This is a genomic window from Deferribacter desulfuricans SSM1 (assembly GCF_000010985.1).
GTDB classification, from domain to species: Bacteria; Chrysiogenota; Deferribacteres; order Deferribacterales; family Deferribacteraceae; genus Deferribacter; species Deferribacter desulfuricans.
In genome coordinates this window covers 2,033,387-2,050,678 of record NC_013939.1, presented here as the reverse complement: position 1 = coordinate 2,050,678, position 17,292 = coordinate 2,033,387, and the positions used below count along the sequence as shown (strand labels likewise).

Sequence of the window (17,292 nt, the reverse complement as noted above, 5' to 3'; positions counted from 1 at the left end):
CAGCAATCTCCTATTAAATTTTTTCTAAAGTTTTTATGTGATTGTTCGATTTATAAATCAGAAAAATTGAATAAGCGGTACTGAAACATTCAGGCCGGTGTAACTCGATTAGAGTTGCATCGGCCTTTTTTGTTTTGGTGCCAAAAAAGTTGAAAAGGGGGTGATGGAAAGACGGTGATTAGTGAATGGTGAATAGTAGAGAGATTGCTTCGCTGATGCTCGCAATGATGGCTCGGCAGTCATCGCGAGGAGCGGTAGCGACGAAGCAATCTCAAGCAACAGTTTAACGTAGAACTTAGAACTTAGAACAAAAAAAGGCAGGGAAGCCAAAAAACAAAACAAGGAGGTAGTGTTATGGCACTAAGAATTTACAACAATATTTCTTCCCTTAATGCACAAAGATACTTAGGTATCACAAACAGTCAAATGTCAAAATCACTTGAGAGATTATCAAGTGGTCTTAGAATCAACCATGCGGCAGATGATGCATCTGGTCTTGCAATCAGTGAAAAATTGAGAGGCCAAATCAGTGGTCTTAAAAGAGCAAGTATGAACGCTCAAGATGGTATCTCAATGCTGCAGACTGCTGAAGGTGGTTTGCAAGAGATTCAAAGCATTGTTCAAAGAATGAGAGAGCTTGCAGTACAGGCTGCAAACGGTACCTATACTGCAAATGACAGAGCAGAGCTTCAAAAAGAGGTTGACCAGCTAAAATCAGAAATCAACAGAATATCCGCATCAACAGAATTTAACACCAAAAAATTGTTAAACGGTGATGCATCAGCTCTCTGGTCAGCAAGCAGCAACAAACTTGAAGCTATTATCAAAGGTAAAGTAGCTGAAGGTGAATATTCTGTATCTGTAACATCAAGTGCTGGTAAAAATTATATCTATAAAACTGATATTATGACAATTGGAGAAACAAATAGTTATGGTGAGGTAGATAGTTCATCTGGAGCAAGTTGGAAAAATGCAGTGAAATCAATAGATAATATAGAAGGGTTTGATTCTGGTTCTAGTGTAACACTTGCAAAAGTTGATACAGATGGTACTACAAGTGATGATGCCGCTGCTGTTTTAGGTTATACTGGTGGGGCAAATGTTAGTTTAGCAAATAATGGGACAGCTTATGATGTAAGTGCTAGTGGATATTTGGAAGTTGAATTTTTGGCTGCTACTTCAGCAAATGAGAATGACACTAGTACAAGTAGTTCTACACAGACAAGGATTGCTAATGCTGCAAGAGTTAGGTTTTATAATGCGGAAACAGGATATGTTAGTGATTGGGTAAATGTTGATTTGGATTACATTTCTGGTGATGGTTCAAATGATACTAATCCTGATACCGAATTTATTGAATTAAATAGTTCTTCTGGATTAACAACTGATGGCTCAACTAATTTGTTCTCAGCTGGTGGATTAAGGATAATTACTACTAATGATAATATTGGTGTAGGAGATAAAGCAGTAATTAGCCTATCCGATTATGATAAAACAGATAGTGCTACTGATATAACTGTAAAATATACGACATCAGCTAATCATCCTGAAGTTACATATGCTAATGCAATAAGTAGTACTTCAGAGAGTAGTACCAATGTATATGTTGGAAATTTTGATACAAGTACAGGAACTTTTAGCTTGAATAGTTTTAGAATAAATTTTAATCCTGTTTCATCTATTACAAATGGTGAAAATCTTATTTTTAACGTTCTTGGAGAAGGGGATGTAGCAACATCTACAACTAAACTAAAAGATGTACAGAGGTTTGTTAATGATGATGGTAGAAACATTTTTGATAATACTCAATCATTGACAATATTTGGTAATGGTAAACAGACTACAATTTATCTTGAAGGTGATGATACTTTAGCAGATTTTGAATCTAAATTGGAAGATGCGCTTGTAAATGATTTGGAAATGGGAGATTCTTCTATTAAAAATGACTTAGTATATTATGATACTACTGCAGGTACATTTAAAATCCAAAGTGGTTTAATAGGTGAAGACAGCAAGATTTCTTTCATCGGTGACCAGAAACTTATTGATGGTTTATCCTTGACTACAGTTCAAAAAGGTGAAAACTCCTCTTTAACTGTAAGTGTTACAAAAAATGGAGCTACCGTAGGTAGTGATACTGTAAATGATTACACATTAAGAGGAGTAATTAGTGGTGTTGAATTGAGCTTTGATAAAAATTTGGGAGTTTCAGTTTCAGGAGATAGTAGTGGAAATCTTACATTTACAGCATCAGGTACAACAACTATTGAATTACACCTTGTTGATAATTCAACTGCGCTTCAGATAGGAGCAAATGAAGGGCAAGACATAAATGTAAGTGTTGCTCAGATTGATACTAAATCATTAGATCTTGACAATGTCTTAGTAGTTGACCAAGAATCTGCTCAAAAAGCAATTACGAAGATTGACAGGGCATTGGAGTTTATCTCTGGTGCAAGGTCTACTATTGGTGCTCAGGTTAACAGGCTTGAGCATGCGATTACAAACCTTGACACAGCAAGGGAGAACTTGACAGCTTCTGAGTCCAGGATTAGAGACCTTGATATTGCTGAGGAGATGGCTAACTTTACAAGGTATCAGATACTTCAGCAGTCTTCTACTGCTATGCTGGCACAGGCTAATCAGCTTCCTCAGCTCGCTTTACAACTTCTGGGTAGGTAATAAAAGGATTGGGGCTTTTGCCCCTTTCCTAAAATAAAAGAAAGGTGGTGATGAGCTATGTTAGAGGCAGTAAAAAATTTAACAGTTGCAACAGTAGATAAAGCATCATCAACCAGTGATGTAAAAAACACCCAGAAGGTTGTTGAGCAGAGTGCAAGGCAGCAGGCTCAAAAGCAGGTAAGCGAGCAGGAATTAAGGAAACAGATGGAAGAGCTAAATAAGGCTCTCGATATGATGAATATCAAACGAGAGTTTGAGGTGGATAAAGATCTTGGGGAAGTAGTAGTAAAGATAGTTGATACCCAAAATGATAAAGTGGTAAGGCAGATTCCACCTGAAGAAGTATTAAAGCTTGCAAAAAACATAAGAGAGATGGTGGGCTTGTTATTTGACAAGACCACATAAACAGTTAAAGAGATTGCTTCGGCAACTTTTGTTGCCTCGCAATGACGGCTCGGCAGTCATTACGAGGAGCGGTAGCGACGAAGTAATCTCTTGTAAAACATTGAATTGGAGATTGCTTCGCTAGCGCTCGCAAAGACTAAAAGTTGTCATTGCGAGGGGCGTAAGCCCCGAAGCAATCTCTTTTTTTATTTTCTTTTCACATTTTACAATTCACTATTCACGACATACAGACTGCTTCGTCACTATTGTTCCTCGCAGTGACTGAAACCTGAGATTGCTTCGCTATCGCTCGCAAAGATTTATATAAGTTATTCATTGCTGATTTAAGCTTTTTTTGCTATAATTTTATTATGAATAAGGAATTAATTGAAAAATTAAAAAAGCTTAAACCTGTGTTGAAAGAAAAATTTGGTATTGAGGAGTTTGCTGTATTTGGTTCACAGGTAAGAGATGATTTTCATAAAAATAGCGATATTGATATAGTTTTGATTAAAGTAGCAAAAAAAGATTATTTTAACAGACTAAAAGCAAAATATTTTTTAGAAAAAGTTCTAAACGTTAAAGTTGATCTTGGTTATTATGATAGTATGCGAGAGATAATTAAAGAAGAAATAAGTAAAGATATTTTTTATGTCTAAAAGAATAAAAGAATTATTTTTATTTGATATTTTAATTGCTGTTTTGAAAATTGAAGAACATGCAAAAAGATATAAAAATGCGTATGAGTTGAAATTAGCTTATCATGATTGGGATTTTATAATTAGACAATTTGAAATTATTGGTGAATCAACTAACAAACTTATTAAATATTCTTATTTTTCTGATGATAAAAGAGAAATTGTTGATTTTAGAAATGTATTAATTCATGAATATTTTGGTATAGACCATGAATAAGTTTGGGATATTATAAAAAATCATTTGTCGAAATTTAAAAATGAAATTTTGGCTAAAATAGATGAGCTAGATTATGAATTAAAGGAAAGACTGATAAATTCTCTCTTAAAAGAGTATAAGCATATTTCATTTGTATCGGATGCACTTATTGCTTTAAAATAAAGAGTTTTTTAAACATTAAGTATTGAGATTGCTTTGCTAGCGCGCAATGACAAAAAGTGGTCATTGCGAGGAGTGAAACGACGAAGCAATCTATTAAGCGTAAAATATAATTCGAAAATCATTAAAATTTGTTGCAAAATTATTTAATTTTGTAATTTTATGTATATGGACAAAGACACATTAAAAGCCTACGAAAAACTAATCAAAAAAATTATATGGGACTATAATATTTCACCTAAAAATCTTTTAGATGTTATTTTTAAGAAGAAAATAAGTTATCAACACTTTACTTATGAAAAATTGGTTTTGAGAGCACTGGAAAGGTTATCATATTATGACTTACTTTTTTTATTTGGAGTGGATGGATTAAAAGAAATTTTATCTGATAAGTATTTGAAACAATTAAGAGATAAAGAATTAAGAGGAAAATATGAGCGATTACGTAAAATATTATCTGGAGAACCTATACCCTTTTCAAGATGGAATCCTGAATATATTAAAAAAACTCAAAACACCCTTTTATTTAACAGGTGGAACAGCATTAAGTAGAATATATTTTAATCATAGATTTTCCGATGATTTAGACTTTTTTGTAAATTCGCAGAAAGATTTTGATATTTATTGTTCATTAATTTTGGAAGAACTCTATAAGTGTGCTGATGAATTAGAGTATACTTTTGACAGTGAACGGATTAAAAAAAGTGACACTTATGTTCGTATTTATTTGATTAAAAGTGAAATTGAACTAAAAATTGATTTTGTATCGGATGTAAACTTTAGAATTGATAGACCTTTTTTTTATGAAAATTATGGTTTAGTTGATACATGGAAAAATATTCTTGTAAATAAAGTGAGTGCTTTATATAGGTTTGAGCCAAAAGATATTGTGGATTTGTGGATGCTTGCAAAGAATTTTTTATTTGATTGGAGGATTGTTTTTAAGTATGCATCAAGAAAGGATGCTGGTATTGATCCACAAACTGTATTTGAAATTATAACAACTATTCCAAAAGAATATTTAAAATCATTAAAATGGATACAAGATGTTGATATTGAAGATATTTATAATGATTTAAAACATATTGGTAATGATATCATAAATGGTAATATAAATACATTATTCTCAGAATGATTTATTAATTGAGATTGCTTCACTACGCTCGCAAATACAAAATGTGGTCGTGTAGAGGGGCGAGAGCCCCTAAATATTCTATTATGTAGCTATTTCTACGGTTAAAGTTATAGATCTGCTATTTTTAAGACAATTTTTCCAAAATGTTTGTCTTCTTCCATTGTTTGATGTGCAAGTTTTACTTCTTCTAATGGAAAAACTTTGTAAATAATTGGAACGATTGTTCTATCAGCAAATTTTGGCATAACCTGTTCGTTAAATGCTTTTATTATTTCAGCTTTTTCTTCAACAGGTCTTGATCTTAAAACAGAGCCGATAATTTTATGTCTTTTTACCATGACAAGCCCGAGGTTTATTTCAGCTTTTATTCCGCTTGTAACTCCAATAATTACAAGTCTACCCCCATAGGCTAAAGATTTTATATTTGGCTCTAAATAAGCTGCTCCAATGTGATCTAAAATAACATCTACACCTCTTTTATTTGTAAACTCCCTTATTATTTGTGAGAAATCAGGGTGTTCTTTGTAATTAATTAATAGATCAACACCTAATTCTTTTACTTTTTCCATTTTTTCTGGTGAAACAGTTACTATAATTTTTACATCGTTTCTAATTGCCCTTGTAATCTGAATAGCAGCAGTATTTACACCGCCACCTCCACCATGAAAAATTGCATAATTGTTATCTTTTAATTCGCCAAGAAGAATTACATTTAAAAATGCAGTTATATATGATTCGCAAATACAAGCAGCTTCTTCAAAGGTCATACTGTCTGGTATTGGGATTAAATGATCTGCGTATGCAACGGCATATTCGGCATATCCTCCACCACCGACAAGAGCAGCTACCCTATCACCTTTTTTCCAACCTTTTACATTTGATCCAACCTCTTCTATGATACCTGCAACTTCTAATCCTAAGATTTCAGATTCTCCAGGTGGAGGAGGGTATTTCCCTTCTCTCTGGACTAAATCTGGTCTATTTATGGAAGTTGCAGCAACTTTGATTAATACCTGATTTTCTTTTGGTTTAGGAATATCAGTGTCGATTATTTTTAAGACATCAACTCCACCAAAACCATCACAAATAACAGCTTTCATAATTACACCCCCACATAATTTTATCAATTACAATATATTGGCAGTTGCACAATAGCTAGTAATTACCATAATTATGAGATTGCTTCGTCACTTATGCCCCTCGCAATGACACCAAAATTCCATCATTTGCTGTGCAACGCCATTTATAATTATAAATTATTTAAGAAAAAAATCTATGAGTTAATTTAAATTTTTGATTTTGTTATTGATTTTATAGACTTCTACTAATATGTTGGCTATTGCCTGATAAAGTTTATCTGGTATTTCTTCGAAAAGGTCTAATGTGGATAAAATTTCAACAATGTCTGGATCTTCTTTTATAAAAACACCATGTTCTTTAGCTTTTTCGATAATTTTCTCAGCAATTAAGCCTTGCCCTTTTGCTACTAGCTTAGGCGCTTTATCTTTATTGGCATCATATTTTAGAGCAGCGGCCTTTTTAGTTTTTTTCATTTTGAACTATTATATCATAAAATTGTTTCGCATTTTTACATGCTTTAGCATCTATGACATTGCAAAAGCTTATAAAAACTTTTTTACTTGTAAGGGACAACACTTTTAAATCGTTATAAAATTGCTCTAATTCCTGTTTTGAGTATTCATAGTCTAAGATTTTGTCTTCTGGAGTAAGCCATAATTTACTTCTTCCATACAACCTAAAATAAGTATAATTGTTTGATGAAAAGGGGTAATATGGAGCTAAACCTTTTATTTGAGGCATGTCTAAAACAATTAAGCCTATCCTTTTTTCTTGAAAAAGCTCTAAAAATCTATTTTTATACCATGTTCTGTTTGGCAACTCAAAAAACAGAGGGAAATCTTTAAAATCATTGGACAGTTTTTCTAAATGCTCAAAGTTTTCTTTTGAAGCAGAAAATGCATAATTAAAGTCCGCAAAAAAAGCAGCAAGTTTACCTTTTTCTATTATTGGTGTTAAACCGTGCAAAAAATCTTTTATATCTTGCTGATTATATCTCCCTTTTAAAAATCTTTTGTTTAACCTTACTGAAAAGGTTAAGTCTTCACCTCTATCAACGATACTTTTGATAGTATTTAAATAGGGGATATTGTAAAAAGTAAAAGTCATCTCTAAAAGGTTGAGATAATCCTTTTTAGTATAAAAAGGTAACATATGATAGTTTGATATACCTTTAGGGTAAAATTTTCCAATCCAATCTTCAAATTTGTAACCACTTGTTCCTATGAAAACGGGTGTTTCGTTGATACTTATTTGTTTCATTCTATAATAACCGCTAAAAATGTAATTGGTTCATTGGTTTTATTTTCTATTGAATGCCCTTCCCCTTTTGGAGTGATAAGCATATCTCCAGGGTTTAAAAGTTCTTCGGTTCCACTATCATTTACTACTGCTTTTCCATCAAGTATTAAATATATTTCCATATCATTTTCATGTATATGGTAGCCTACTTTTGAATCAGGTTTTAATTCAACTACAGAAAACATTTTGATTTGTCCACCAAACTTCGTGGCAGCTTCATAGCCAAAATTTATTAAACTCCCTCTTCCATCTTTAGGTTTTGTTACCTCTTTAGGTTCAATATTATTTAGTCTTACAATCATTTTTACCTCCTAACAGAAACAATTAATCAAGTATAATAAAATAAATAAAAAAGCAATAAATTATTGGGCTGCTTTGTCACTTACGTTTCTCGCAGTGACTAAAACCTGAGATTGATTTGCTACGCTCGCAAAGACAAAAAAATGATCTTTATAGTTGAGAGAGATAATAATTAATTATGTTTTTAAGACCTTCGCCAGAAAGTTCACTTATATAAAATAAACTATTGTCAACATTATTATCAATAAACATTAAAGCTTTTTCGAAAGCACGTTTGGCTTCCATTTTTTCATTTAATTTTAATAATGTTAGACCATAATAAAACCAGGATGCTGATGAATCAGTTTTTAGGTAAATGGATTTTCTCAGTTCATTTTTTGATGTTTTATAATTGCCTTTTAGAAAATGTATTATACCTTTTATTAAAAAAATCTCATAAGAAAAAATGTTTTCTTCGAGTGAGAATGTAATAAACCTTTCTGCCTCATCCAGTTGATTTTCTTTTATTAAGCATATTAAATAAAATATTTTTGCACGTAAGTTTGTTGGATTTAGTTCATTTAAAATTTTCTTAAATAAAATAGAAGCTTCTTTAAAATTATCATTAAACATAAAATTGACTGCTTTTTCAAAGAGCTCAGTTTCAGGTTTTTCTGAGATTTTCCTGGTTCTGACCTTTATATCTGTAACGAAAGGATGGTTTTCAAGTCTATTTATATTTTCTGATGTTTTCTTTATTAACTCATTTTTTATTTTCTTCTTTCTAAAAACTGTGACACCGTTAATCTCATATCTTTCAAATGTATTTGTTGGGATGGTTAATATATCTGATGTGCCAAAAATGATAGTACCATACTCATTTGTTAACTCATCAATTTTTTTTATAGTTTTGTCAGTATCTTTTTTATCAAAATACATTAATATATTTCTGCAATAAACGATATCATACTCAGCATCATCAAATTCAAAAAGGTTTTTGTGTAGCAGTGTGACAGAGTTTTTTACAATATCTTTTAATTTATAATTGTTTTCATCAAGCTTTATAAAATATTTTTCAATAATATCGTTTGGGGTATTTCTTAAGTACCATTTTTGGTAAATACCTTTTTTTGCATATTCTATTTGATTTTGATTTATATCGATGCCCACAATTTTTATATTATCGGTTTTTCCAAATTGTTCTAATATTTCCATTGCGATTGTGTATGGCTCACATCCATTTGAACATCCTACAGATAAAATTTTGATAGTTTTTGATGGTATATGATCTATAATCTCTTTTAAAATAGTAAATTGACTTTTGTTTCTATAAAAAAATGACTCATTTATAGTTATTTCTGCTAAAAAATCAAAAAGAGCTGTTCTATCGTTCTTTAATAAATCAAAAACAGTTTGCGGAGTTTTATAATGTTGCAACCATTTTGATAAGGTTTCATTAAACTTTTCTTCTATAGAACCAGTAAGATTTAAACCGGAGAATGATTTTACTAAGCTTTTGATATTTTCACTATAATTTATTGTCATACAACACCCTACTTATTAAATCTTTTCTCTCCCCCTCAGAAATAAGAATGTAATCTGGAAGGTGTATATATTTAGAAGATTTATCTATATTTAACAATTTTACATCTATGTCAAGATTTTTGTACATACCAAAGTATGGGTTTTTACAAAATATTAAATCTTTGTTGTTATAATCAATTAAAGGCATATCATTTGTGGCACAAAAAGATAGAGTATTTTTTTCTATCTTGATTAGTGAAATTGGTATTGGGAGGAATTTAAGTAAGTTTTTATGAATAAAAACATTTAGTTTTAATGCAATATCATTAAAATCTATATTTTGATTTGCTAAATGATAGGTATAAAATGTCAATAGAGAATGGTTGTAAAAACTTGTATGAGATGAAATTATATATAAATCATTATTTACAGCAAATGATGAGGTATTAGTTTTGTAATTAATAATTTTGATAAGTTCTGGAGTTGGTTCTTTAAAAATATTATCCATTATTATTTTAATTTTATCTACATCTATACATTTGTTTTTAAAAGTTTCTCTGTAAAGGGTTGTACTGAGATAAAAATAGAATTTTCTTAAAATATTTAATAGTGTGGTATTCAATTCAATGAAGGTTTGATCAGTTTCATATTCATTGTAGATGATATGCATGCATCCTTTTTGTATTCCATTTATACTTATATGGATCTTATAGTGTGCTTCATTTTCCTCTATATTATGAGTTTGCTCAGTATAAAAGATTTTTTTCCCTTGAATATCGGATACAAATTGTTCAAGAAAATTTTTATTTATTGTAGTAAAAATAAATGTGCCGTTATCTGTGGTAAACTCAATGATGATTTTTTTTATATTAAAAGCTATTTCGAGCATATTTACAAGTTCATAAAAGTAGTTGTTCATATCTAATATGTTGTCTATGATGTTTATTGAGTAAACCTCTAAAAATTTTTGTTTAATAGTTTTCTCAAAAAGTTTGTTTTTAAGAAAATTGTGACTTTTGCAAAAAGTAAAATCGATTTCACCATAAAGCAGCCTTGGTAGATAATTTATGATTTTATCAGGGGTTGATACTAGGATATTTGGAATTGTTAAGGAGTAAATATCTCTTAAACTGTTGCTAGAAGTTATTAGTAATACACTATTTTTATTGGTTTTATTAAATTCAGATAAAGTGATGATAAATCCAGGATTTATTTCCGACAAAAAGCTGTTTTCTGCTATAAATATAGCGTTTTCAACTTTTTCTAAAGGAAGTAACTCTTCTATAGAATTTATAGCTATAATATTGTCATTATCGAAATAATTGTTGATAACAGTTTTAACTAACTGACTGTTTACAGCTACTATTATGTTTTTTTTCATAGATACTTTATTAATTCTTCCGGCTTTATAATATGATCTGCATACGGTAAAACTGATTTAGGCATACTTTGGGCTACAGCGGTTTCTGGATCTTGCGCAATTATCTTTGCACCAAGGTCTTTTGCTGTTTTCACACCGTTTAGTCCATCAAATCCCATCCCTGTTATCTGAAATATAGTGCATTTATTTTTATAAAACTTAGCCACAGACTCATAAACTTTATCTATATGAGGAAAATATATCTGTTTTTTATCAATAGGGGTTAATTTGAAATGATTATTTTCTATTATAAAATTGTAAGCTGTAGGAGCTATATAAATTTTATCATCAACTGGGATATTATCTGATATCAAAACGGTTTGTTTCTTTGCTAAACTTGCAATCCAATCTCTTAACTGAATTTCGAATCCAACTTCGTAATGATTTGCAATGATAATGGGTAAGCTTTTAATAGTGGATATTATTGGTATTATTGTCTTTAATATTTTAGGACCACCTGTTGAGCCTCCGATAACTAATACTGTATCAGCTTCTTTACTGTAAACATTTACATCTGGAGTTGTAATAATTCGTTCATGTTTTATATTTTTGACTTGGAAAGGGGAAGAATCTTTTATCTTTGTATAAAGCTTTTCCACAAATCTTTGATCAATCTCTAAAGGTTTTTTTATTATATCAACAAAATAATCTACGTTTAATACAAAGCTTTTTTCTATTTCAAAATCTGAGAGTGAAGTCATAATGATTATTGGGGTTGGATTTATGCTCATTATTGATTCAGCTACTGCATCACCATTCATTTTTGGTAGCATTAAATCCAAAAGAACTACATCAGGTCTTAATTCTGCAAATATTTTTACAGCAGTTATTCCATCAGTTGCATAGCCAACTATATTTATATCCTCATATTTTGACAACATATCAATGAGTGTCGTTCTAAAATAAGGGGAGTCTTCAATTACTAAAATATTTTTTTTCATAACAGCTCTTCTACCTTTTTTATAAGGTCATTTTTATTGAAGTCTTTTTTTACAAAGTAAGCGTTTGCACCTAATTCTAAGCCTTTTTGAATATCGCTTTTTTCACCTCTGGAAGATAATATTAGTATCGGAATTTTTTGATTATCTTTGCGAATTTTAGAAATTAACGTAAATCCATCCATTTCAGGCATTTCGATATCTGTGATAAGCAGATCTACTTTATTTGATTTTAATATATTCAGTGCTTCTATACCATTGTTTGCTTTGATAATATTATATTTGTTTTTTAATATATTTGTTAAAGTTTCTAAGATTATTTTGTTATCGTCTGTTATTAAAAGTGTTTTATTTGAGTTTGTTATAGGTTGTTGATACCCAGATTTTATGAAATTATTATTTTTATCAATATCTAATTCGGACGGTCTTATTATAGCTATGGGTTTGTTTTTATAAATAGAAAATCCTATAAAGTATTTATATTGTCCGTTAACCCCTTTTATATTGATTATATCCAGCAACACGTTATCTTTTATAGATTCTGACAACAGTGCTGATTTTGCATTTTTAAAAAATATCAAGAACTTTTCTTTTTTACTATCCATGTTTAATAAATTTGCCAAGCTTATGACTTTAAAAAGCTTATTTCTGTGTTGATATAAAAATTTGTCCCTCTTTTTTATGACTTTATCTTCTTTAAATTTTTCTACGACATCTATAAATGTTATGGGTATTGCTATATCATAATTATTTGAAGAAACAATTTTTGAGAGAATACTTTGAAATGTAAAAGGCACATTCAATAAGAATCTGGTAAATTTATTTTTTTCGGTTTCTATCTCAAGTAAACCACCAATACTTTCTATTTTATCTTTTATGATCTGCATCCCTATACCTCTACCGCTGATTTCATCAACGGTTTCAGCGGTAGAAATTTTTTCTGAGAAAATCAGGTTTATTATATCATCTTCCTTTAGGTGTTTTAAATCTTCTTCACCTATAATTTTTTCATCAATTGCCTTTTTTAATATCTTTTCTAAATCTATCCCTTTTCCATCATCTTCTACTATAATTTGGATTCTGTCATTTGATTGCGTATAGCGTATGGTTATTAACCCTACTTCATCCTTTTTTAATTTTTTTCTTTCTTCTGGTTTTTCTATGCCGTGATAAATAGCGTTTCTAATCAAATGAGTTAAAGCTTCATTTACAATATTTATAATCTCTGTATCAGCTTCAATTTCTGAGTTTTCAATTAAAACTTTCACTTTTTTATTGAGTTGAGATGATGTGGAATAAGCAATATTTTTTATCTTTTCATCCAAAATAGAAAAAGAAGATAAGTTTAATCTATTTAGTTTATAGCCTAATGACTCTAATTTTTTATAGATTCTGTTTTTGATATATTTTTCTATATTTAAACCTTCTAATAGTTGATGGATTTCATTAGATATTTCAAAATAATCTTTTTTTAATGAATTTATCTTTACTGGGTCTATTTTATTTTGTGTTTTTATTTCTGTTGATGGCTTTAGCTGATTTAAATTTGTGTTTTTTTTGTCGGATAATATATCTTTTATTTGGTTACTAATTTCTTCTTGGTTTTCCAGATGTGAAGGTATTTTTTCTATGAGTTCTATTAGTTGTACAACTTTTATTTTATCAGATTCTGAAAGATTATCTTTGATTTTGTTGAAATAATTTTCTAATTCATGAAAGATATCAGTGAGTTCTTTTAAACCTAAAATGGCTGACGAGCCTTTTAACGTATGAAAATCTTTTATTATTTTTCTAAAAACAGTGTTATCTTCTGTTTCAAAAAAAGTGTTTAAAGATGCACGTATATTATTTAAATGTTCATTTAATTCTTCATTAAAAATATCAAATAAATTTTTATTAGCGCTCATTTTAGTATTTTAAATTTTTTATTACTTCTATAGTTTCTTTTAAAGTTTTAGTAACAGCTTTAATATCTTGCGCGGTTTGCAAAGAATCATTTGCAGCGCTTAAAGCATCTTTCATAGCAGATGTCATTTCATTTGAGCTATTTGAAATATCATTAGTTGCTTGCTTTAAGTCTTTAACTGAATTTATTATTTCGTGTAAATTTTCATTTAAATCTTTTAGTGATTCGAATATTTGCTCGAAATTTTCTGAAAGGGATTTAATATCGTCGTATCTTTCATTTATGTCTTTTATGGTTTCTTCAGCTATCATCACTGAAGTTGTTGTAAATGTATTTATATTTTCAATGTTATTTTCAATATCAGAAGTAAATTTATAAGTTTTTTCTGCGAGGTCTCTTATTTCATCTGCAATAATTTTGAAACTTTCGTTTGTTGAAGTTTCTCTAACAGCTTCGATGGAAGCGTTTAAAGATAAAATATTTGTCTGCTCAGAAATTTCGTAAATAGTTTTTAATATTTTGCGAATTTCAGTAGTTTTAGTGTTTAGTTTATTTATTATGTCAAAAACCTCTTGAATTTTTGATGTTAATTCTTTCATCCCTTCGTTGGATTCAATGACAGAGTGTTCTGTTTTTTGAGTTATGTCGTTTATGGTATCACTTTTTTGAGCTATCGTATTTAAGGTTGCAAGAATTTGCTCAGTGAATGTATTTAATTCCATAATTGATGTATTTGATTCAGAGATTGTGGCATTTTGCTGGGCTAACATAGCACTCAGATTGTTTGCATTAGTTTCAAGTTCTGAAGATGAACTTGTTAGATGGGTTACAACTTCTTCAATATTTAATACAATCTTTTCGAGCTTATTTGCTCTTTCTTCTTGTAATTTTTGTTCAATCTTTTGGTTAGTTATATCGTGGAAAGTGATAAGGTATCCTAAGAGTTTGTTTTCCGCATCAAATAACTTTGTAAATCTGACAATGTAGTAATTATTGAATTTTTTGTCATAAAGCTCAAATTTTGTTTTTTGTTTGATGGAGTTTATAAATTTATCTAAATTTTCTTCTAAAGATTTTAGGTTGTCAGGAATTATATTGTAAAAATTATAATCTTTATCTTTATCTAGATTGAATAATTCATCAAAATACCTGTTTTTAAAGACAATATTTAAACTTTTATCCAACATTGTCACTGGAATTGGTAGCCTGGATAAGATTGTTAAAACTTTTAATTCGTTTGATTTTAATTCTGAAAGTGTTTCTTCTGCGGCTTTTGCAATCAAATCGTATTCAAAAATGTTAAAATCTTTAAAATGCACCTCTTTTTTACCTTTTTTAATCTCTTTAAAGTTTGTGAAGATTTCAAATAGAGGTTTTGTTGAAAATCTAATAAATAAAAGCTCTGTAATCAACCATATCAAGTATAGAATTACTGTTAAAATTAATATGGATAGTATTTTGTGAGATGAGATTAAAAATTTATTTTTTTCTTTAAAATAAATGTCCATTTTTATATCAGGCAGACTTAATGTGTAAGAATAATCAGAGCTGTTTAATATATTAGCAGAGCTTAGTTTATGATTGTTTACATCAAAAACAGTGTCATTGTACTTAATGATAATATCTGCTAAGGAGTCATTAAGCTCTATTTTACTTTTATAAATAAATTGAAATATTTTGTCGTTTAACAATAAATATCTGTTTATTATAAGATTGTCATTTGTCAAATATATAAACTTAATATTGCTATTTTTTTCTATTAAAGAGATTAACTCTTTTGGTAGAGTGTTATCCGCTCTTTTGTAAATTTTTAGCTGATAAGGGGGGAGTTTTTCTTTGGTTATTGTATAAATGTTTGTAGAGTGTATTATATTATCATAGATTGCTGCTTCAGAATCTATTTTGGAGTTAATTGCTTGCTTTAAATTGCTGGCGTACTGTTTGATAAGGTTTTCGGTGACATGTTTAATTTGATTATCAATTACAGAATAAAATATATAAGCAAATAGTGTAAAAAGTATTGTCAATGCAATTATTCTTAAAATAAGTATGTTTTTTAGGCTAACTTTTGTCATTTTGCCTCCTTGAGCAGTGTATTGTTAATTTGGTCTTTGATTTTGTTCAAATTTAAAAGATTAATTATTTTTCGGTTGCATTTATAGTTTGCTTTTATAAACTCATTTTCTAAATTTGTTTCAATCTTTTCACCTGGCTCATTTTCAATGAATATTTTCCCATCGCTTGGTATTAGAAAGTTATATCCATTTTGAAATGAAATGAGTTTTTTTGATGCTGAAATAAAATTATCTTTGAAAATAGTGTTTAAATTAAAAACGGGCAATAACTCCCCTTTAATATTTACTAAACCCAATAATATGTTGCCAATAAAAGGTAGAGGGTAGATATCTTCAGTCAAAACGATATTTTTAACATCGTATAAATTGACTGCAAGTGTTTTTTGGTTGTAATCAAACAATAAAAACATTTTAATTATACTTTAAATAAAAACTAATTTATGATACAATTATAGCATGGATTTCTTAAAAATAGAAATAAATTTTAAAAACTTTTTAATAATTTTATCAACCATTTTAATTCTTTTTCTGATTTTTAAAATAAAGAATATCCTTACACCTTTTGCTATAGCTTTTTTTATATCTTATCTTTTAGATCCGGTGGTAGATAGACTTGAAAATCTTAAATTTAATAGGACATTATCAGTGTTGATAGTTTTCGTTTTATTTAGTTTAATAGTGATTGCTATAATACTTTTTATTTTCCCTGTGATGATAAATGAAATAAATATTTTGCTAAAAAAGATACCTGTGTATTTACAAATGTTAGACAACAAGATTAAAGAGTATAATTATTATGCTATAATCCAACCTTATATAAATGAGATAAAAAGTTTTGTTGTTAAAAACTTAGGTAAAATATCAAATATTCTCTTAGATATTTTTAATGTGCTTAGTGGTTATTTGGGTAATTTCTTAAATTTTGTATTACTTTATTCTATTGTACCTATATTAATTTTTTACTTTTTAAAGGATTTTGACTCAATTGTGGCTAAAACAAAAACTATGTTAGAGAAAAAGGGCTTTCTCAACGTGGTGGATAAAAGTGAGGAATTTAATAGTATTTTGAAGAGTTACTTTAGAGGGCAGTTTATTGTATCTGTATTGTTGGGTATTTTATACAGCGTGACTCTTTTGATTGTGGGGATAGAAGGCGCAGTTTTTGTAGGAGTTTTATCTGGTATATTAAGTATGGTCCCATATTTAGGTTTTATAGTGGGGTTTGTGACTTCACTCCTTTTAGCTTTTATTCAGTTTCAAGATTTATTTCACCCTTTATTTGTTGTTTTGGGTTTCACTATTGTGCAGGTTATTGAAAGCAACTTGATTACACCGAAAATAGTTGGTGAAAGTTTGGGGTTACACCCCGTTGCAGTAATTTTTGCCATTATGGTAGGTGGTTCACTTTTTGGTATTGCGGGGATGATTTTTTCTCTCCCTATTGCAGCCCTTATCAAAGTATCATTTATGGATAATCTTTTAACTGATTAAAATTA

The 17,292-nt window shown here is 29.3% G+C and carries 18 protein-coding genes; 8 read left to right on the top strand and 10 right to left on the bottom strand.

Annotation, left to right across the window (positions count from 1 at the left end):
• The first annotated feature begins 354 nt into the window (after positions 1-354).
• The 7 genes from DEFDS_RS10195 to DEFDS_RS10175 all read left to right on the top strand — a co-directional run bounded on the left by DEFDS_RS10195 (position 355) and on the right by DEFDS_RS10175 (position 5,275).
• Positions 355-2,682, top strand: coding sequence for a flagellin (locus DEFDS_RS10195; protein WP_013008716.1), 2,328 nt, complete (start codon positions 355-357; stop codon positions 2,680-2,682).
• 57 nt (positions 2,683-2,739) lie between these two features.
• Positions 2,740-3,087, top strand: a complete 348-nt coding sequence (locus DEFDS_RS10190; protein WP_013008715.1) for a flagellar protein FlaG — start codon at positions 2,740-2,742, stop codon at positions 3,085-3,087.
• A 350-nt stretch (positions 3,088-3,437) separates the two neighbouring features.
• Complete coding sequence (locus DEFDS_RS10185; protein ID WP_013008714.1) at positions 3,438-3,725, top strand: nucleotidyltransferase family protein; 288 nt, start codon at positions 3,438-3,440, stop codon at positions 3,723-3,725.
• A complete protein-coding gene (locus DEFDS_RS13185) occupies positions 3,718-3,981 on the top strand; it encodes a HepT-like ribonuclease domain-containing protein (protein ID WP_013008713.1) in 264 nt (87 codons plus the stop codon). Before DEFDS_RS10185 ends, DEFDS_RS13185 begins: the two co-directional genes overlap by 8 nt.
• Before the next feature lie 24 nt (positions 3,982-4,005).
• Positions 4,006-4,143 (top strand): hypothetical protein, encoded by a 138-nt coding sequence (locus tag DEFDS_RS13180; RefSeq protein ID WP_197530225.1) that lies wholly within the window; start codon positions 4,006-4,008, stop codon positions 4,141-4,143.
• Positions 4,144-4,308: 165 nt separating this feature from the next.
• Positions 4,309-4,692, top strand: coding sequence for a hypothetical protein (locus DEFDS_RS13060; protein WP_161595891.1), 384 nt, complete (start codon positions 4,309-4,311; stop codon positions 4,690-4,692).
• Positions 4,574-5,275, top strand: coding sequence for a nucleotidyl transferase AbiEii/AbiGii toxin family protein (locus DEFDS_RS10175; RefSeq protein WP_013008712.1), 702 nt, complete (start codon positions 4,574-4,576; stop codon positions 5,273-5,275). The genes DEFDS_RS13060 and DEFDS_RS10175 overlap by 119 nt, the downstream gene beginning before the upstream one ends.
• Before the next feature lie 107 nt (positions 5,276-5,382).
• Here DEFDS_RS10175 and DEFDS_RS10170 read toward each other — a convergent pair whose 3' ends face one another.
• The 10 genes from DEFDS_RS10170 to DEFDS_RS10125 form a co-directional block, all read right to left on the bottom strand.
• Positions 5,383-6,375 (bottom strand): NAD(P)H-quinone oxidoreductase, encoded by a 993-nt coding sequence (locus tag DEFDS_RS10170; RefSeq protein WP_041223740.1) that lies wholly within the window; start codon positions 6,373-6,375, stop codon positions 5,383-5,385.
• A 180-nt stretch (positions 6,376-6,555) separates the two neighbouring features.
• Positions 6,556-6,828 carry an EscU/YscU/HrcU family type III secretion system export apparatus switch protein gene (locus DEFDS_RS10165; RefSeq protein WP_013008710.1) on the bottom strand — a complete coding sequence of 91 codons (273 nt, stop codon included), beginning with the start codon at positions 6,826-6,828 and terminating at the stop codon, positions 6,556-6,558.
• The gene (locus tag DEFDS_RS10160; protein WP_013008709.1) at positions 6,815-7,615 is read right to left on the bottom strand and encodes a DUF72 domain-containing protein; all 801 of its coding nucleotides are present in this window, start codon (positions 7,613-7,615) and stop codon (positions 6,815-6,817) included. The genes DEFDS_RS10165 and DEFDS_RS10160 overlap by 14 nt, the downstream gene beginning before the upstream one ends.
• On the bottom strand, positions 7,612-7,956 hold the full coding sequence (locus DEFDS_RS10155) for a cupin domain-containing protein (protein WP_013008708.1): 345 nt from the start codon (positions 7,954-7,956) through the stop codon (positions 7,612-7,614). The genes DEFDS_RS10160 and DEFDS_RS10155 overlap by 4 nt, the downstream gene beginning before the upstream one ends.
• A 148-nt stretch (positions 7,957-8,104) precedes the next feature.
• Entirely contained in the window at positions 8,105-9,478 is a 1,374-nt protein-coding gene (locus DEFDS_RS10150; protein WP_013008707.1) for a CheR family methyltransferase, read from the bottom strand.
• Positions 9,462-10,838: a hypothetical protein gene (locus tag DEFDS_RS10145; protein ID WP_013008706.1), complete on the bottom strand. Its 1,377-nt coding sequence runs from the start codon at positions 10,836-10,838 to the stop codon at positions 9,462-9,464. Before DEFDS_RS10145 ends, DEFDS_RS10150 begins: the two co-directional genes overlap by 17 nt.
• Positions 10,835-11,818: a chemotaxis protein CheB gene (locus DEFDS_RS10140; protein ID WP_013008705.1), complete on the bottom strand. Its 984-nt coding sequence runs from the start codon at positions 11,816-11,818 to the stop codon at positions 10,835-10,837. Before DEFDS_RS10140 ends, DEFDS_RS10145 begins: the two co-directional genes overlap by 4 nt.
• Positions 11,815-13,722, bottom strand: coding sequence for a hybrid sensor histidine kinase/response regulator (locus DEFDS_RS10135; RefSeq protein ID WP_013008704.1), 1,908 nt, complete (start codon positions 13,720-13,722; stop codon positions 11,815-11,817). Before DEFDS_RS10135 ends, DEFDS_RS10140 begins: the two co-directional genes overlap by 4 nt.
• A gap of 1 nt (position 13,723) precedes the next feature.
• On the bottom strand, positions 13,724-15,796 hold the full coding sequence (locus tag DEFDS_RS10130; RefSeq protein ID WP_013008703.1) for a methyl-accepting chemotaxis protein: 2,073 nt from the start codon (positions 15,794-15,796) through the stop codon (positions 13,724-13,726).
• Positions 15,793-16,206 carry a chemotaxis protein CheW gene (locus DEFDS_RS10125; protein ID WP_013008702.1) on the bottom strand — a complete coding sequence of 138 codons (414 nt, stop codon included), beginning with the start codon at positions 16,204-16,206 and terminating at the stop codon, positions 15,793-15,795. Before DEFDS_RS10125 ends, DEFDS_RS10130 begins: the two co-directional genes overlap by 4 nt.
• Before the next feature lie 46 nt (positions 16,207-16,252).
• Here DEFDS_RS10125 and DEFDS_RS10120 point away from each other — a divergent pair, with 46 nt between their 5' ends.
• The gene (locus DEFDS_RS10120) at positions 16,253-17,287 is read left to right on the top strand and encodes an AI-2E family transporter (protein WP_013008701.1); all 1,035 of its coding nucleotides are present in this window, start codon (positions 16,253-16,255) and stop codon (positions 17,285-17,287) included.
• Positions 17,288-17,292 lie beyond the last annotated feature (5 nt).

Excerpts from the sequence above, each read along its gene's own strand:
- DEFDS_RS10195 (WP_013008716.1), top strand. The coding sequence starts at position 355 with ATGGCACTAAGAATTTACAACAATATTTCTTCCCTTAATGCACAAAGA.
- DEFDS_RS10190 (WP_013008715.1), top strand. The coding sequence starts at position 2,740 with ATGTTAGAGGCAGTAAAAAATTTAACAGTTGCAACAGTAGATAAAGCA.
- DEFDS_RS10185 (WP_013008714.1), top strand. The coding sequence starts at position 3,438 with ATGAATAAGGAATTAATTGAAAAATTAAAAAAGCTTAAACCTGTGTTG.
- DEFDS_RS13185 (WP_013008713.1), top strand. The coding sequence starts at position 3,718 with ATGTCTAAAAGAATAAAAGAATTATTTTTATTTGATATTTTAATTGCT.
- DEFDS_RS13060 (WP_161595891.1), top strand. The coding sequence starts at position 4,309 with ATGGACAAAGACACATTAAAAGCCTACGAAAAACTAATCAAAAAAATT.
- DEFDS_RS10175 (WP_013008712.1), top strand. The coding sequence starts at position 4,574 with ATGAGCGATTACGTAAAATATTATCTGGAGAACCTATACCCTTTTCAA.
- DEFDS_RS10170 (WP_041223740.1), bottom strand. The coding sequence starts at position 6,375 with ATGAAAGCTGTTATTTGTGATGGTTTTGGTGGAGTTGATGTCTTAAAA.
- DEFDS_RS10165 (WP_013008710.1), bottom strand. The coding sequence starts at position 6,828 with ATGAAAAAAACTAAAAAGGCCGCTGCTCTAAAATATGATGCCAATAAA.
- DEFDS_RS10160 (WP_013008709.1), bottom strand. The coding sequence starts at position 7,615 with ATGAAACAAATAAGTATCAACGAAACACCCGTTTTCATAGGAACAAGT.
- DEFDS_RS10155 (WP_013008708.1), bottom strand. The coding sequence starts at position 7,956 with ATGATTGTAAGACTAAATAATATTGAACCTAAAGAGGTAACAAAACCT.
- DEFDS_RS10150 (WP_013008707.1), bottom strand. The coding sequence starts at position 9,478 with ATGACAATAAATTATAGTGAAAATATCAAAAGCTTAGTAAAATCATTC.
- DEFDS_RS10145 (WP_013008706.1), bottom strand. The coding sequence starts at position 10,838 with ATGAAAAAAAACATAATAGTAGCTGTAAACAGTCAGTTAGTTAAAACT.
- DEFDS_RS10140 (WP_013008705.1), bottom strand. The coding sequence starts at position 11,818 with ATGAAAAAAAATATTTTAGTAATTGAAGACTCCCCTTATTTTAGAACG.
- DEFDS_RS10135 (WP_013008704.1), bottom strand. The coding sequence starts at position 13,722 with ATGAGCGCTAATAAAAATTTATTTGATATTTTTAATGAAGAATTAAAT.
- DEFDS_RS10130 (WP_013008703.1), bottom strand. The coding sequence starts at position 15,796 with ATGACAAAAGTTAGCCTAAAAAACATACTTATTTTAAGAATAATTGCA.
- DEFDS_RS10125 (WP_013008702.1), bottom strand. The coding sequence starts at position 16,206 with ATGTTTTTATTGTTTGATTACAACCAAAAAACACTTGCAGTCAATTTA.
- DEFDS_RS10120 (WP_013008701.1), top strand. The coding sequence starts at position 16,253 with ATGGATTTCTTAAAAATAGAAATAAATTTTAAAAACTTTTTAATAATT.